This window comes from Microvirga lupini (assembly GCF_014191055.1).
Lineage (GTDB): Bacteria > Pseudomonadota > Alphaproteobacteria > Rhizobiales > Beijerinckiaceae > Microvirga > Microvirga lupini_A.
The window spans coordinates 220,822-234,712 of the sequence record NZ_JACHWB010000003.1; the positions used below are offsets into that span (position 1 = coordinate 220,822).

17 protein-coding genes are annotated in these 13,891 nt (G+C 67.7%); 8 read left to right on the plus strand and 9 right to left on the minus strand.

What is annotated here, in order from left to right; all coding sequences use genetic code 11:
- Positions 1–79: 79 nt before the first annotated feature.
- The gene (locus tag FHR70_RS12505; protein ID WP_183450624.1) at positions 80–1,444 is read right to left on the minus strand and encodes an MFS transporter; all 1,365 of its coding nucleotides are present in this window, start codon (positions 1,442–1,444) and stop codon (positions 80–82) included.
- Between the two features lie 9 nt (positions 1,445–1,453).
- Positions 1,454–1,699, minus strand: coding sequence for a DUF1289 domain-containing protein (locus FHR70_RS12510; protein WP_183450626.1), 246 nt, complete (start codon positions 1,697–1,699; stop codon positions 1,454–1,456).
- Between the two features lie 86 nt (positions 1,700–1,785).
- On the opposite strand from FHR70_RS12510, the gene FHR70_RS12515 reads away from it, so the two are divergent.
- The 3 genes from FHR70_RS12515 (at position 1,786) to FHR70_RS12525 (ending at position 3,529) form a co-directional block, all read left to right on the plus strand.
- Entirely contained in the window at positions 1,786–2,064 is a 279-nt protein-coding gene (locus FHR70_RS12515; RefSeq protein ID WP_183450629.1) for a metal/formaldehyde-sensitive transcriptional repressor, read from the plus strand.
- 62 nt (positions 2,065–2,126) lie between these two features.
- Entirely contained in the window at positions 2,127–3,281 is a 1,155-nt protein-coding gene (locus FHR70_RS12520; RefSeq protein ID WP_183450631.1) for a HoxN/HupN/NixA family nickel/cobalt transporter, read from the plus strand.
- Positions 3,278–3,529 carry a hypothetical protein gene (locus tag FHR70_RS12525; RefSeq protein ID WP_183450633.1) on the plus strand — a complete coding sequence of 84 codons (252 nt, stop codon included), beginning with the start codon at positions 3,278–3,280 and terminating at the stop codon, positions 3,527–3,529. Before FHR70_RS12520 ends, FHR70_RS12525 begins: the two co-directional genes overlap by 4 nt.
- 26 nt (positions 3,530–3,555) lie before the next feature.
- On the opposite strand, the gene FHR70_RS12530 is transcribed toward FHR70_RS12525, so the two are convergent.
- Positions 3,556–4,077 (minus strand): methyltransferase family protein, encoded by a 522-nt coding sequence (locus FHR70_RS12530; RefSeq protein WP_246408126.1) that lies wholly within the window; start codon positions 4,075–4,077, stop codon positions 3,556–3,558.
- 142 nt (positions 4,078–4,219) lie between these two features.
- On the opposite strand from FHR70_RS12530, the gene FHR70_RS12535 reads away from it, so the two are divergent.
- Positions 4,220–4,684 carry a DUF2867 domain-containing protein gene (locus FHR70_RS12535; protein ID WP_183450635.1) on the plus strand — a complete coding sequence of 155 codons (465 nt, stop codon included), beginning with the start codon at positions 4,220–4,222 and terminating at the stop codon, positions 4,682–4,684.
- Between the two features lie 189 nt (positions 4,685–4,873).
- Here FHR70_RS12535 and FHR70_RS12540 read toward each other — a convergent pair whose 3' ends face one another.
- The 4 genes from FHR70_RS12540 to FHR70_RS12555 form a co-directional block, all read right to left on the minus strand.
- Complete coding sequence (locus FHR70_RS12540) at positions 4,874–6,022, minus strand: MFS transporter (protein WP_246408128.1); 1,149 nt, start codon at positions 6,020–6,022, stop codon at positions 4,874–4,876.
- 146 nt (positions 6,023–6,168) lie between these two features.
- Complete coding sequence (locus tag FHR70_RS12545) at positions 6,169–7,089, minus strand: DUF1259 domain-containing protein (RefSeq protein WP_183450637.1); 921 nt, start codon at positions 7,087–7,089, stop codon at positions 6,169–6,171.
- A 99-nt stretch (positions 7,090–7,188) separates the two neighbouring features.
- Entirely contained in the window at positions 7,189–8,598 is a 1,410-nt protein-coding gene (chrA, locus tag FHR70_RS12550; protein ID WP_183450639.1) for a chromate efflux transporter, read from the minus strand.
- A 1-nt stretch (position 8,599) separates the two neighbouring features.
- Positions 8,600–9,424 carry a chromate resistance protein ChrB domain-containing protein gene (locus tag FHR70_RS12555; RefSeq protein WP_183450641.1) on the minus strand — a complete coding sequence of 275 codons (825 nt, stop codon included), beginning with the start codon at positions 9,422–9,424 and terminating at the stop codon, positions 8,600–8,602.
- A 275-nt stretch (positions 9,425–9,699) separates the two neighbouring features.
- Here FHR70_RS12555 and FHR70_RS12560 point away from each other — a divergent pair, with 275 nt between their 5' ends.
- The gene (locus FHR70_RS12560; protein WP_183450643.1) at positions 9,700–9,909 is read left to right on the plus strand and encodes a hypothetical protein; all 210 of its coding nucleotides are present in this window, start codon (positions 9,700–9,702) and stop codon (positions 9,907–9,909) included.
- A gap of 134 nt (positions 9,910–10,043) precedes the next feature.
- Here FHR70_RS12560 and FHR70_RS12565 read toward each other — a convergent pair whose 3' ends face one another.
- Together FHR70_RS12565 and FHR70_RS12570 are read right to left on the minus strand one after the other, a co-directional pair.
- Complete coding sequence (locus FHR70_RS12565; RefSeq protein WP_246408130.1) at positions 10,044–10,988, minus strand: YsnF/AvaK domain-containing protein; 945 nt, start codon at positions 10,986–10,988, stop codon at positions 10,044–10,046.
- Positions 10,985–11,476, minus strand: a complete 492-nt coding sequence (locus tag FHR70_RS12570; protein ID WP_183450645.1) for a YsnF/AvaK domain-containing protein — start codon at positions 11,474–11,476, stop codon at positions 10,985–10,987. Before FHR70_RS12570 ends, FHR70_RS12565 begins: the two co-directional genes overlap by 4 nt.
- A 202-nt stretch (positions 11,477–11,678) precedes the next feature.
- Between FHR70_RS12570 and FHR70_RS12575 the strand changes: the two genes are divergently transcribed.
- The 3 genes from FHR70_RS12575 (at position 11,679) to FHR70_RS12585 (ending at position 13,853) form a co-directional block, all read left to right on the plus strand.
- On the plus strand, positions 11,679–12,017 hold the full coding sequence (locus tag FHR70_RS12575) for a PepSY domain-containing protein (protein ID WP_183450647.1): 339 nt from the start codon (positions 11,679–11,681) through the stop codon (positions 12,015–12,017).
- 79 nt (positions 12,018–12,096) lie between these two features.
- A complete protein-coding gene (locus FHR70_RS12580) occupies positions 12,097–13,140 on the plus strand; it encodes a YsnF/AvaK domain-containing protein (RefSeq protein WP_246408132.1) in 1,044 nt (347 codons plus the stop codon).
- Between the two features lie 104 nt (positions 13,141–13,244).
- The gene (locus FHR70_RS12585; protein ID WP_183450649.1) at positions 13,245–13,853 is read left to right on the plus strand and encodes a YidB family protein; all 609 of its coding nucleotides are present in this window, start codon (positions 13,245–13,247) and stop codon (positions 13,851–13,853) included.
- The last annotated feature ends 38 nt before the right edge of the window (positions 13,854–13,891 follow it).

The following is a 13,891-nucleotide window of genomic DNA, read 5'->3' on the forward strand; positions in this document are numbered from 1 at the left end:
CGGTTAACGGGCACGGGGGCGGACACCAGGAGGTAGGGTGGAACCCGTCCACTGCAAGGCGGCAGGGAATGGGAGAGGATCATGTCCTTCCTGAGGCCGGCGACGAATCCCGTCCCGTCGGCCGGGCGGGCCAATGCCGGTGCAGGTCGTCGATCGCGAACGCATGGGCGTGGCCGTGATCCCGGTGCTCCCGCAGGTGCGGATGGTCCGGCGGCAGGTCCGGGTGGGCATGCGCGATCTCCTCGGGATCGTGAGTCGGCCATAGCCACGCCGCCAGACCGAAGCCGATCAGGGTGACCAGTCCCAGGACGGCCAAGGTCACGGAAACGCCAACCTCACGCCCAAGCCAGCCGGCCAACGGATAGGTCAGGAGCCAGCAGGCATGCGAGAGGGCGAACTGTGCCGCAAAGAGAGCCGGACGATCCTCGGCCTGGGCCGAGCGCCGCAACAGGCGTCCCGTCGGGGTCTGGACGGCTGAATAGCCAATCCCCAGCAGCGTCCAGGCGATCAGCAGTGCCGGCCATCCAATGGTCCCGCTCCATGTGGCTACGGCAAACGCCAGGAGCACCACGCCCAGCAGGGTCGCGGCCGGCAGCATCACGGCCCTGTCGGGCAATTTGTCGAGGACGCGCGGCAGGAGGAGCGCCGCCGCCATCGAGCCGCCGCCGAAGCAGGCCAGTGCCACCGCAACATCGTCCTCCGGCAGGCCCAGCACACCGCGGACGATCACCACCGTGTTGACGATGACCATCGCTCCCGCCGCGGCGACCGAGAGGTTGAGGGCCAGGAGGCCCCGCAGACGCGGCGTCTTGAGATAGATCCGCAGGCCGCGTGTGGTCTTGTCGTAGATCCCGCCTTTCCGCTCGGAGGCAACTGGCTGCGGCAGCCGCACGGACAGGACGAGGGCGGCGGAGCACAGGAAGCCGACGACCGTGCCGCCGAACAGCCAATGGAAGCTGATGACCGTCAGGAGGGCGGCCGCCAGCGCCGGGCTGAGAAGGCTCTCCATGTCATAGGCCAAACGGGAAAGGGAGAGCGCCCGGGTATAGTCCTTTTCGTCCGACAACACGTCGGGAATGGTGGCCTGGAACGTGGGCGTGAACGCCGCCGAGGCCGATTGCAGCAGGAAAATCAGGACGTAGATCTGCCAGACCTCGGTGATGAACGGCAGCAGCAGGGCGACCCCTGCCCGCACGAGGTCCATCGCCACCAGAAAGGCGCGGCGGGGAAGCTGGTTGGCGAAGGCGCCAACGACGGGCGCCACGCCGACATAGGCGACCATCTTGATGGCCAGCGCGGTGCCGAGAACCACGCCTGCGTCCGCCCCGGCGAGTTCGAAGGCCAGCAGGCCGAGCGCGACCGTCAGCAGGCCGGTGCCGGCGAGTGCGATGACCTGGGCTGCGAACAGGTGACGATAGGTGCGGTTGGCGAGAACATCGAGCATGGTGGCACCTCAGACTGTCGGGGATGATGATGGTTCGGGGAGAAAGTTCCGCCGCTTCCCAGCTTTCGGATTCGGTCGGCCGTCTGTCCGGACCTGCTTCACACGCCGCGGAAGCTCCCGCAGCAGGGCCGTGCGCCGATACGGCGTCAGCTTCCGCCATTCCCGGATCTCCGGGATCGTCCGTCCGCAGCCGAGGCACCAGCCGGTCCGGCCATCGAACTCGCACACGGAAATGCAGGGGTTGTCTTTCTTCACGGTTCTTCCTCGCCTGCGGCAAACATTGCGCTCGACACAGATAGGGTAGCCCCCTATATGATGCAAGTAATGAGCGAGGAGGCGGCATGTCCCACACGATCAAGGAAAAGACGAAGCTTCTCGGCCGGGTCCGCCGGATCAAGGGCCAGGTGGAAGCCATCGAGCGGGCGCTTGAGGCCGAGCTCGGCTGCGCCGACGTGCTCATGCTGGTCGCCTCGGTTCGCGGGGCCGTGAACGGCCTGACGGCGGAGCTGATGGAGGACCATATCCGCAACCACGTCGTTGACCCGGCGCATGAGCCGGATCCGGAACGGGCCAAGGGTGCGGCCGAGCTCATCGAGGTGGTCCGCACCTACCTGAAATGAACCTTTTCCCGGCGGCTGAATGACGATTGCCGTCGCAAGACATTGCTGGAAAACCAAGAACAATGCCCGATATTGCTCAACTTCTTCAGTCCGGTGGCAACGGCTGGCTGTACCTTCCCTTTGCGGTCCTGCTCGGCGCCCTGCACGGGCTGGAGCCTGGCCACTCCAAGACGATGATGGCCGCCTACATCGTGGCGATCCGCGGCACCATCGGCCAAGCCGTCCTGCTCGGCGTGTGTGCCGCCCTCTCCCACTCGCTCGTCGTCTGGGTCGTGGCCATGCTCGGCCTGTCGCTCGGCAAGGAAATCCTGAACTCGCATTTCGAGGCCTGCCTGCTGATCGCCTCCGGCGTGATCATCCTGGGCATCGCCACTTGGATGTTCTGGCGCACGGGCCAGAGCCTCGGCTGGTTCCGGCGGCATCATCATGGGCACCATCACCATGGCCATGGGCACCATGATCACGACGATCACCATCATCAGGACGAGGTCCGGACCATCGACACGGGGCATGGTGTTGTGGAGCTCTCGATCTTCGAGGACGGCGTGCGGCCCCGCTGGCGCCTGCTCACGGTCAGCGGCAACGCGTGGAAGGCCGAGGACGTGCTGGTCGAGACCGATCGCGGCAGCGGCTCGGGCGAGCGCTTTCATTTCGTCGCGCGGGACGGCTACCTCGAATCCGCGGGCGAGATCCCGGAGCCGCACGAGTTCGCGGCCAGGGTGCGGCTGGTGCACGGGGATCATGCCCATACCTACAACGTGACCTTCGCCGAGCACGATCACGGACATCATCATCATGATCATGCCCACCATGACGAGGACGCTCATGAGCGCGAGCACGCCGAGCAGATCGCGCGCCAGCTCGCGGCGAACGGGGGCCAGGTCACCACGGGCGAGATTGCGCTGTTCGGCATCACCGGCGGCCTGATCCCCTGCCCGGCCTCGATCACAGTGCTGCTGATCTGCCTCCAGCTCGGCCAGTTCACGCTGGGAGCCGCGACGGTGGCCGCCTTCAGCCTGGGGCTGGCGATCACCATGGTGTCCATCGGCGTTGCCGCCGCTTGGGGCGTGCATCACGCCTCGAAGCGGATCAACCTGTCGGACCGCCTGCTCCGGCGCCTGCCTCTGGCCTCGGCGGGACTCGTGGCCACGCTCGGAATCGTCATGCTCGTGCAGGGCTTCGTTGACCTCGCGGCACCGGCGACGGCCTTGTCATGATCGATCCCGCCAATCGCCGCCAACCTCTGCCCTCCTCACGCAAGCTAGCAGGCTCGGTCGCCCTTGCCGCGGCTTCCGCCGCCGTGATCCTGATCCTGCTTGTCCTCCCGGCCGAGTACGAGATCGATAAGACCGGATTCGGGCGGCTGATCGGCCTCGTTCCCACCGACGAGGAACGGGCCAGGGCCTTCGTCTTCGACCCGCCGATGATCCCCGCGCCTCCGGGACATGGCCGTCCCATTCGCTGAGGATCCGAACCCATCAGGGTGGGCCGCTACAGCCAGCGTCGGACGCGCAAGCGGTAGCTGCGGTAGACTTCGCCGAACTTGCGCTCGAGATAGGCTTCCTCGCGGGCCACGACGCCGTAGCGGATGACGAGCCCGAAGGGTACCAGCATCAGCAGCAGCCAGAGCGTGTCGAGCGCGATGGCCAAGCCGACCAGACCGAGGAACATGCCGAGGTAGATGGGGTTGCGCGTGAAGCGGTACGGTCCGCTTTCGACGATGGCGGTGGTCGGCCGGTTGGTAGGGACGTTCGAGCCGGCCCTGGTCATCGTCATGATGGCCCAGGCGGCCAGCGCCAGCGCGAGGACGAACACCATCGCGCCGAGGAAGCCCACCGGCAGGCCGTCCGGCAAGAACCGCAGGGGCACGAGCCAGTCCAGCGCGGACCCGGCCACGATGGCGAGCGCCCACGCGAGCGGCGGCCGAATGATGACATGAGCGGTATCTGCCGTGTCTACCATGGCGGGACTGCGATCCCGATGTCCTTGTCCGGGTCGCGTGCAGATTACCATCAACCGCTGCCAAAGCAGACCCGCAACCGTGGACCAGCATCCGGTAGCGAAAGCCACTGCCGGTGATGGACGACGGTCGACGTGCATCGGCAGGCTACGTCGGGTAGAGTGCACTCCAGGTTCTCCTGCGGGGCGGACGATCATGACCAGTCGAAGCGGCGCCCCGGCGGTTGCCGGCGATGTCCCACTCCCCGACGCGGACTTTAGCGACGCCTACTCCGTCAAGGTCGCCGAACCCCTGGATGCGCTTCAGGCGGCGCGGCGGATGGTGGAGCGGCGGCCCCGGTGGGTGGACGGTCTCCTCATGCTGCGCAACCTCGCCGTCACGCCGTTCGGACTCAAGCGCGGTGCGCCGATAGGCGCGGAGCGGATCGGCATCTTCCCTGTCGTGAGCGCTTCTCCGGAGCGGGTGGTGATGGGGTTCGACGACGCCCACCTCGATTTCCGGGTCGTGGTCGATGTCGCGCCGGAGGGGAATGGGCGGCGGGTCACGGCCACGACCTTCGTGCGCACGAGGAACCGCCTCGGGCGGCTCTACCTCGCCGCGGTGAGGCCGTTCCACCGCGCGATCGTCCCCGCGATGCTCGCGCAGGTCGGCAGGAGCTGAGGCAAGGAGTCTCGCTCCTGCCGCGGTGGAAGCCATCCTGGGATCAATCGGTGAGAACGTAGGCCATGCCGAGCAGCCAGGCTGCGGTGATGAACGCCGCCGCCAATGCCGCCAACCACAACAATCGCTTCGTCGGGATGTGCATCGACCTCCCCGCAGGATGGCAAGGAACGCCAGCCACGAACCGCATCAGCGTTCCTCCGGCGGCTTGATCGCCGAGAACTGCCGCAGCAGCGTCAGATCATAGAGAGCCTTGAGGGTACCGGCGAGAACGAGCGGCCAGCCGAACGGCGACATCGTCAGCAACCAGCCCGACAGCAGCGGGGCGACGGCCGACGCGAGGCTCCGGGGCACCGCCGTCACGCTCGCGGCAGCGGGGCGCTCCTCCGGCCGGACCACCGCCATGACGTAGGAGGAGCGGGTCGGCACGTCCATCTGGGACAGCAGGCTGCGCAGGATCAGCAGCCCGAACGCGACCCAGATCGTCGGCGCGAAGGCGGTCAGGATCAGGAAGATGCTCGACGGCAGGTGGGTGAACACCATGGTGTTGATCAGCCCGAACCGCTTGGCCAGCGGCACTGCCGCGAAGTACGACACCGCCGAGCACAGGCTGGTGACGAAGAAGATCGCCCCGATGGTGGCCACGCCGATGCCGAACCGCTCACTGAGCCAGAGTGTCAGCAACGCATTGATGACGAGCCCTCCACCGAAGGCATCGACCGAGAACAGGGCCGCCAGCCGGTAGACGATCCCGCGGGAGGGGCCGAGCGGTGCGGGTGGGTTGTCGGTGCCGGCCTCGACCTGGGGTGAGAGGTGGCGATAGAGCACGAACGTGAGCAGCCCCAGCAGGCCGTAGAGACCGAAGAGAACAGCCGACGTCGTCCCCGGTGCGATGACCGGGGCGAGCCAGTCGACCACACCCACCGAGAGTGCCCCGAGGGCGCCGAAGAAAGCGCCGACGAAGCTGTAGCGGGCGAACACCGCCGTCCGCTCCTCGTCCGCCACGACATGGGACAGGACGGTGTGCTCAAGGGGCAGGAAGACGCTGACGTCGCCGCCGGAGGGATTGAGCGTACCGACGAAGGCGATCACGAGCAGCGGCCAGAACGCCTCGATCCCAGAGAACCCCAGTCCGGTCGCCGCCATCAGGAGGCCCGCGGCCAGCAGTGCCCGACGCCGCGGAATCCGGTACGCGACCATTCCGAGGGCGAGAGTCAGCAGGGCGGAACCCAGCAGGGACGCGGTCGACACGAGACCCACGCCAAAGGCATCGTAGCCCAGCCGGGACAGGTGTACCGGCAGCAGGATCGCCACGTAGCCGTCGCCGAAGGCACGCAAGGACCGCGCCACGAGAACCCGCCTGATGTCGGGCGGGAGTCCCTTGCGGGGCAGGGTTCGGGGGCCTGCTTCGGGAACGGTCCTTCCGCCCGTTCCCGGCTCAGCATCCCCGGAATTCCGGAGCCCGGTCGTCGGCGCGACGTCGCTCACCCCTTGGCCACCTTCACCTGGTCGAGCGCGGCCCGCAGGCCCTTGGCCAGCTTCTGGACATCATCGTTGGCCCAGAAGTGCATGAAGAACAGGCGTGGGTCGTCGGCGAGCATGTGGTTGTGGAGGGCCGTCACCTCGATGCCATTCGCCTGCAAGGCCTTGATGACCGGGTTCACCTCGTCGGCCGTGAGCACGAAGTCGCCCGTGGTCGCCGCCTTGCCGGGCCCGGTCGGCTGGAAGTTGATGGCGATGGCCGAGCCCATGGCCTCCGGCACCTCCATGCCGCTGTCCCTCACCGCTTCCGCCCGGGGCACGCTCACCTGGTACACGCCGCCGTTCACCTTGCCCTTGCGCCCGAGCGCCTGGTCGATGGCGGCCGTGTCGAGGTCGGGCGGCTGTCCCGTGGATGCGGTCGTCGAGGCCTGTGTCGCGGCTTGCGGCGAGATCCCGGCGGTCTCGGCCCCGAACGGCGTCTTGCTGGCGTTGAGGGCTTCCCGCAGGGTCGTGGCCAGCTTGCTCGGCTCACCCTGCCCATGGACATGCATGTACATCGTGGCGGGCGAGGAGCGCAGGAGATGGTTGTGCAGGGCGGTGATCTCCACCCCGCCCTGCTCCAGGCGGGTCAGGACTGGATTGATCTCCTCCTGCGTCAGGACGAGGTCGCCCATGACCATCACCTCGTTGCCCATCGGCTTGAACGCGAGCCAGGAGCCGAGGGCCAGGGCGGGCTTGATCGCCACGCCATCGAGCGTGACCTCGAGGTCGGTCCGGGGCAGGCCCACGCGGTAGACGCCGCCGGGCATCTCAGTACCCTGCTTGCCGAGGCCGCTGGCGATCTGCTGCTGCCATTCCTCGGCCGCCATGACGGGCGTGCCGACAATCAATCCAAGAACTGCAACCGTAGTCAGGATCCGCATCGTGCTCTCCCTGTGTCGCCCCCGACTCTCCTGCGCCTCGGCAGGATTCCTTTCGACTCCTTGGCCGCGGTTATACCTTCCCGAGGACGGCCGGCCCGCTCATGAGAGCGCTCCCGCGAGGTACAGGGCGATTCCCGCGGCGGAGGTGGCCGCGAGGGTCGGCACCATGCCGGCCTTGAACCGGAACATCGCGATCACCGCCGCGACCGAGAGCAGGAGCGCCCAGACGTTGACGCTCTGGAAGACGGGAGCATCGAACCGGATCGGCCCCCACGCGACGGGATGCGCCTGCGCGAAGATCGTATGGATGGCGAACCAGATCGCCAAGTTGAGGATCACCCCGACCACGGCAGCCGTGATCGCCGACAGGGCGCCGCTCAGGGCCTTGTTGTCCCGCAGCACCTCGATGAACGGCGCTCCGACGAAGATCCAGAGGAAGCACGGCGTGAACGTCACCCAGGTCGCCAGCAATCCGCCGAGCGTGCCGGCCACCAGCGGCGGCAACGTCCCGGGATCGCGGAAGGCCGCCATGAAGCCCACGAACTGCAACACCATGATCAGGGGACCGGGCGTGGTTTCGGCCATGCCGAGGCCGTCGAGCATCTCGCCGGGCCGGAGCCAGCCGTAGTGCTCCACCGCCTGTTGGGCGACATAGGCCAGCACCGCGTAGGCACCGCCGAAGGTGACCATCGCCATCTTGGAGAAGAACACCGCGATCTGGCCGAAGACGTCGCCCGGGCCGAGGGCGAGCAGGATCGCTATGACCGGGCCGAGCCACAGCGCCAGCCAGACCGCGGCCGCCTGCACGACGCCCCTGACGCTCGGGCGGGCATGCGCCGGCACGCCCTCGCCGAGCACGCTTTCGGCATCGGTCAGGCCCTGACCTGCGGCCCCATGCCCTCCCCCGACCTGGAACTGGGCCAGATCCGCCCGGCCGCCGACATAGCCGATCAGGCCGGCGGCGAGGATGATGACCGGGAACGGCACCCTGAGGAAGAAGATCGCCACGAACGCCGCCGCCGCGAGGCCGAGCAGGATGCGGTTCTTCAGCGACCGTTTACCGATCCGCACCAGCGCCTCGAAGACGATAGCGAGGACCGCAGCCTTGAGCCCGAAGAACAGGGCCGAGACGATGCCGACCTTGCCGAACAGGGCATAGATCCAGCTCAGGGCCATGATCGCCACGATGCCGGGCAGGATGAACAGGCCGCCGGCGATGAGGCCGCCGCGCGTCCGGTGCATAAGCCAGCCGACATAGGTGGCGAGCTGCTGGGCCTCCGGCCCCGGCAGCAGCATGCAGTAGTTCAGCGCGTGCAGGAAGCGGTGCTCGGACACCCAGTGCTTCTCCTCGACCAGGATGCGGTGCATGACCGCGATCTGGCCGGCCGGCCCGCCGAAGCTGAGCATCGCCACACGCGTCCAAACCCCGAGGGCCTCCCGCAACGGGACGCCGTGCGGGGTCGCCTCGCGCTGCCGCTGGGGCGGCATGGTGATGGAAGCATCGTTCATGTCAGGCTCCCGGCTTCCGGACGGGCCAGTTGTGGGTCTCGTCGGTGGCATCCCGGCACCAGCGGTAGAAGGCGTCGTAGAGGGCTATTCCGGCCTCGAGCTGCTCGAGGTCATCGGCGTACATCCGCGAGAGGCCGAGCGAGGCGGCCAGCAGGCCGGCGGCTTCCGGGACGAGATCGGGACGCGCCGTGTCGGCGCCGCGCACGATGGCGGCGAGGCGCAGGAGCGGCTCGGTCGCGAGGCCGAACTCCTCGACCATGACGTCGAAGGTGCACCTCTCGCCGCGGTGGCTCCAGAACACGTCCTCGCCCTCGATGTCGAACGCGGCAGCCCCAAAGCGCTGCGCGACGGCCGGAACCTCCGAAGCGGTCACGAACAGGAACACTGCCTGCGGGTCGACGAAGCGGCGGATGAGCCAGGGACAGGCGATCCGGTCGACCTTGGGGCGGGCGCGGGTCACCCACACGGTGCGGCCCTGGGCATCGCGGGGCGGCAGCACGGCCTCCGGCACCATCGGCAGACCCGCCTGCGCCCACGCCAGCGCACCGCCGTCGAGGGAATCCGCGGGAATGCCCTCGTGCCGGAGCCAGGCGGCGACGCCCTGGCTGATCTTCAGACCCTTCTGGCAGATGGCGATGACGGAGCGGCCCGTGAACTCATGGGCCCACTCGGAAACCCGTAACCACGGACGGCGGACGGCACCGGGGATCAGACGCAGGTCGGCGGCAAAGTCCTCGTCGGTCTGGACGTCGACGAGGACCGGGCACTTGGGCGTGCCGATCAGGCGGGCGAGCTTGTCGATGGAGATGGCATTGATTGACGGCATGACGACGCGTCCTTGCTGAAGGAGAGCTGGACGCGATTCTTGGGCATGGCGCCTCGTGAGGGGATCGCAGCCCCCATGCGTGTGAAATAGAGGGCGGCATCCTTCCCGTGTCAACCTGCTGCGCCTGGCTGCGATCGACGGATCCGTCGGGCGGCCGGATCAAGGTACGGGAACCCTGCGGCCTCCGTTGGAACGCCCGGCCGAGCGCGACGGTTGTTTCGGGATCGGGCGGGCCACCGCCGAAGAGCCGCGCCCACGGATGAGGAACGGACGCCATGACCCATAGATTCGGGATCGGCCAGCTCGTGCGGCCAAGGGAGCGCCTTCTCGACAACACCGGGATCTACGAGATCCTGCGCCTTCTGCCCTCCGGACCGGACGACGAACCCCTTTACCGGATCAAGGCGGCGTCAGGGCTGATCCAGCGCGTCGTGCGCGAAGCCGACATCGTGCCTGCATCGGCCTCATCGCGAGGAACTGGCTGAACGGCCGTCCAGCAGTCCCGGCAGCGAGGGTCACCCACCTTTCCTTCGCCCCCGAGGAACCTCCGGAGAATGTTCGCCTCGCCTCCAGGAGGACGGGTCCGCGGAAGCAAGGCGCCGGAATGCAGGGACGACGGCTACGGCTTGACGTCGTTCGTACCGGTGCCGCTGACGCGGGTGCCCCGTTCGTCCTCGACGTCGACCTCGGTACGACGCACCGTGTCGGAGATGGTCTCGGTGCGCTGTTCGGCTTGCTTGCGCACCACGACCTCCTCGGTCACGCGCGCCTCCTTGGAGACCACGGCCTCCTCGCCGCGCTCCTCCACCTCGATGGTGCGCTCCTGGAACGCGTCGCCGCCGAGCGTGCCGGCCTGCGTCGTGCCCGAGACAGGGCGACGCTCCACGGCTACGCGCTCTTCGCGCAGGGTCACCTGCTCCTCGACCGGGCGCTCGACCACGTAGGAGCGGATGCGGACCCGGCCGTGGCTCACGTCGCGCTTGCCGACGTGCAGTTCCTCCTCGGCGACCGGGATCACCTCGTCGCCGCCCGTGGTGCGCGCGGACGCCGTGTCCGTCGAGGCCGCACCCAATGCGGATCCGGTGCTCGTAGCGGTGCCAGATACTCCGGAAGCGCCCGTGGTCAGATTGGCCGTGCTGCCGGACAGGACATCCGAGGTGCCCGTCCAGCCCTCGGAGCGCCACGAGCTGGAGCGCTCGTCGATGTCAATGGTGCCCTCGTCATCCAGGATGTCGATTACCCGCTCGTAGTCGGCCTCGCTGGCGTGCACCGACACCAGGTACCCGCCGCGGCGCAGCCCCTCGGCATAGGTGTGGCGATCCTCGTCCGGCAGGAAGAGATCGCGCAAGGAGTCCCACAGGCCGGCGCTGGCCTCGGGGAAGGACTGCGTGTCCGTGCCACGCGACGTACCGCCGTCCTGGTCGCTGGCGGTGAGGCGGATGCCCTCGCGGGCAATGCCGGCAGCATGGAGACGGCTGATCGCCTGCTCGGCATCGGTGCGGCTGTCGAAGAAGGCCGTCACCAGCCGCCGGCTTGCGGAGCCTGTCGTCATTCCGGAACTCATTGGGGCATCTCCTTCTCTGGGTCAGGGGCGTCGGGAGCCAGCCGCTCCACGAGGGCGCGCTGCTTGCGCAGGGTGACCGGCACCTCGACGGTCTCGGTTTCGATGCGGCGGCGGATATGCAGCTCCTCCTTGAGGACGAGCTGCTTCGTGACCACGAGCACCTCCTCAAGCACCGGCACGATCGTGACGTCGCCGTCGGTCCTGATCTCGGGCGCGGCCTCGACCACCTTGTCGATGGGGACGCGGGTGACCTCAACGTCCTCCCGCTGCACGGACGCGCGAGCCAACTCCTCGACGGCGTCGGTGACCGTCTGTACCCGCACATGCCCGGTCACGACCTCGCGCTTGCTGACTGATGCTGTCTCCTCGACGAGCGGGATGATCTCCTCCGCCACGGTTCGAGGATTGCTCCTCAGCGCGTCATCAAGGACAGGCACCTGCTCCTGATCATCCAGGCGCATGCTCGGGTTCGGGACGGGGTCGGCCATCGATCCTCTCAAGGTAAGCGACAACCAACGGGCGCTGGGAAAGGGAGTTCCCGGCTCCGAAGAGGGATCGGGGCCATCGTTCGAAACCAGCCGCGCCGCCTCCTCCGCAGGAATGGCCTCCTGCCCACAAGCCTAGCCGTCGGAACCGTCACCGTGGTCGCACATTGAGAAGCTACGCGTTTACACCACAGGGAGAAGAACCTTGATACGCCTCGGCTTTACAACTCTGGCCGTCCTGTCGGCCTTGACCACGGCGGCGATGGCCCAGACCTCAGGGACCCAGCCGACGAACAACAGCGGCTCGTCGAATCCTGCCGTCACCCACAAGCCGGCGGACAGCCCGCAGACGACGGGCGCGGTCGAGCCGGGCGCCAACAGCTTCACCGAAGCGCAGGCGCGCTCCCGCCTCGAGGCACAGGGCTTCAGCAACGTCACCGATCTGCGCAAGGACGATCAGGGCATCTGGCGCGGCAAGGCCCAGCGCGATGGCAAGTCCGTCAGCGTCGGGATCGACTACAAGGGCACCGTGCAGACCCAGTAGCCCGATCTCCATCACCCATTCCATTCAACATCAGGGTGCCAGCGCACAGCCGCACCCTTTCCGAGAAAGTGGAGCAGACATGACCAGCAAGACGATCACAGCGTTCTTTGACAATTACGAGGATGCCTCCGAGGCTGTTCGCCGCCTGGAATCCGCAGGGATCCCGCACGGTGACATCAGCCTTGTCGCGAGCAACGAGGGCGAGCGCTACTCGTCTCATGCCAGCCGCACCTTCGATGGCACCAACCATCATGACGACGTCAGCGACGGCGCCGGCACGGGTGCTACGGTCGGCACGCTAGCGGGCGGCGGCGCAGGCCTTCTTGCCGGTCTCGGCATGCTGGCCATTCCGGGGCTCGGTCCGGTGGTCGCGGCCGGATGGCTGGTGTCCACTCTGGTGGGTGCCGGGGCTGGCGCAGCCGTAGGCGGCATCGCGGGCGCTCTGGTCGATGCGGGTGTGGACGAGAACGACGCTCATGCCTACGCCGAGGGCATTCGCCGCGGCGGCGCCTTGGTAACGGTCCGTGCCTCCGATGCGGAAGTGGATCGGATTCTCGACATCCTCGATGACGAGGGTACCGTGAATTTCGATGAGCGTGAGAACACCTGGCGCTCCGAGGGTTGGACGGGCGCCAGCGCCGCGGCTGGGAGCGCCACCACCGCGACCGGCCTGACGGGTCGCGCTTCCGCCGCCGCCGGTCGTGCCGACGAGGTGATCCCCGTTGCCGAGGAGGAGTTGCATGTCGGCAAGCGCGAGGTGAACCGCGGCCGCGTGCGCCTGCATTCACGTGTGATTGAGCGTCCCGTGCAGGAGCAGGTCACCCTGCGCGAGGAGCGCGTTGCCGTGGAGCGCCGCCCGGTGTCCGGCACGACGCAGGCTGGCGCGATTGCTGGCGATCCGTTCCAGGAACGCACTATCGAGGTCGAGGAGCGGGCCGAGGAGGCTGTTGTCTCGAAGGAAGCGCGCGTGGTCGAGGAAGTAGTGGTGCGCAAGGAAGCCGAGCAGCGCACCGAGACGATCTCCGACACTGTCCGTAAGACCGAGGTCGATGTGGAGGATGAACGCGGCAACACTGTCTCCCGCACTGGCACCACCGGCAATCCGAGCGATCGAGATCGCTAACATCCCGCGGGAGCCCGGCCCTAGCCGGGCTTCTTTCCTCGCTCCAGGCTGTTGGCCCGGAGCATCACGGTGTGCCGTGAGACGCTACGAAACAGGAGATTGCGATGGGACTGCTGGACTCAATCCTGGGCAACATGACGGGAGCCGGAGGTGCCTCGATGCAGGGGCGCGGCGGAGCGACTTCGCCGATCGTCAAGGCACTGATGATGCTGCTGGCGGCAAAGGCCTTCCAGCACTATCGTTCCGGCTCGCAAGGTGGTGCCCAAGGCGGGGGGCTCGGGGACATCTTGGGTGGCCAAGGTGGCCTTGGGGGGATGCTCGGTGGACAGGGCGGAGGTCTCGGCGGCGGAATGCCGGGTGGTCTTAGTGGTGCCCTTCCGGGCGGACTGGGTGGCCTGCTGGGTGGATTGCTCGGTGGAGGCGGTGGTCTCGGCGGGGGTGGTCTGGGTGGTCTGCTCGATCAGTTCCGCCAGAGCGGCTATGGCGACCATGTCGACTCTTGGGTCGGCACGGGCCAGAACCGGCGGCTCGCACCGGACGAGCTCTCGCAGGCGCTTGGGCCGGATACGCTCGACGAACTGGAGCAGCAGACCGGGCTGCCGCGCCAGCAGCTTCTGTCCGAACTGTCGGAGGAACTGCCCGATGCGGTCGACCAGTTTACGCCCGACGGTCGCCTGCCGACGGAGCAGGAGGTCTCCGGCCGCTGGGTCTGAGCGGCCCGATCACCGCAAGGACTGAAGTGTCCAAGCCC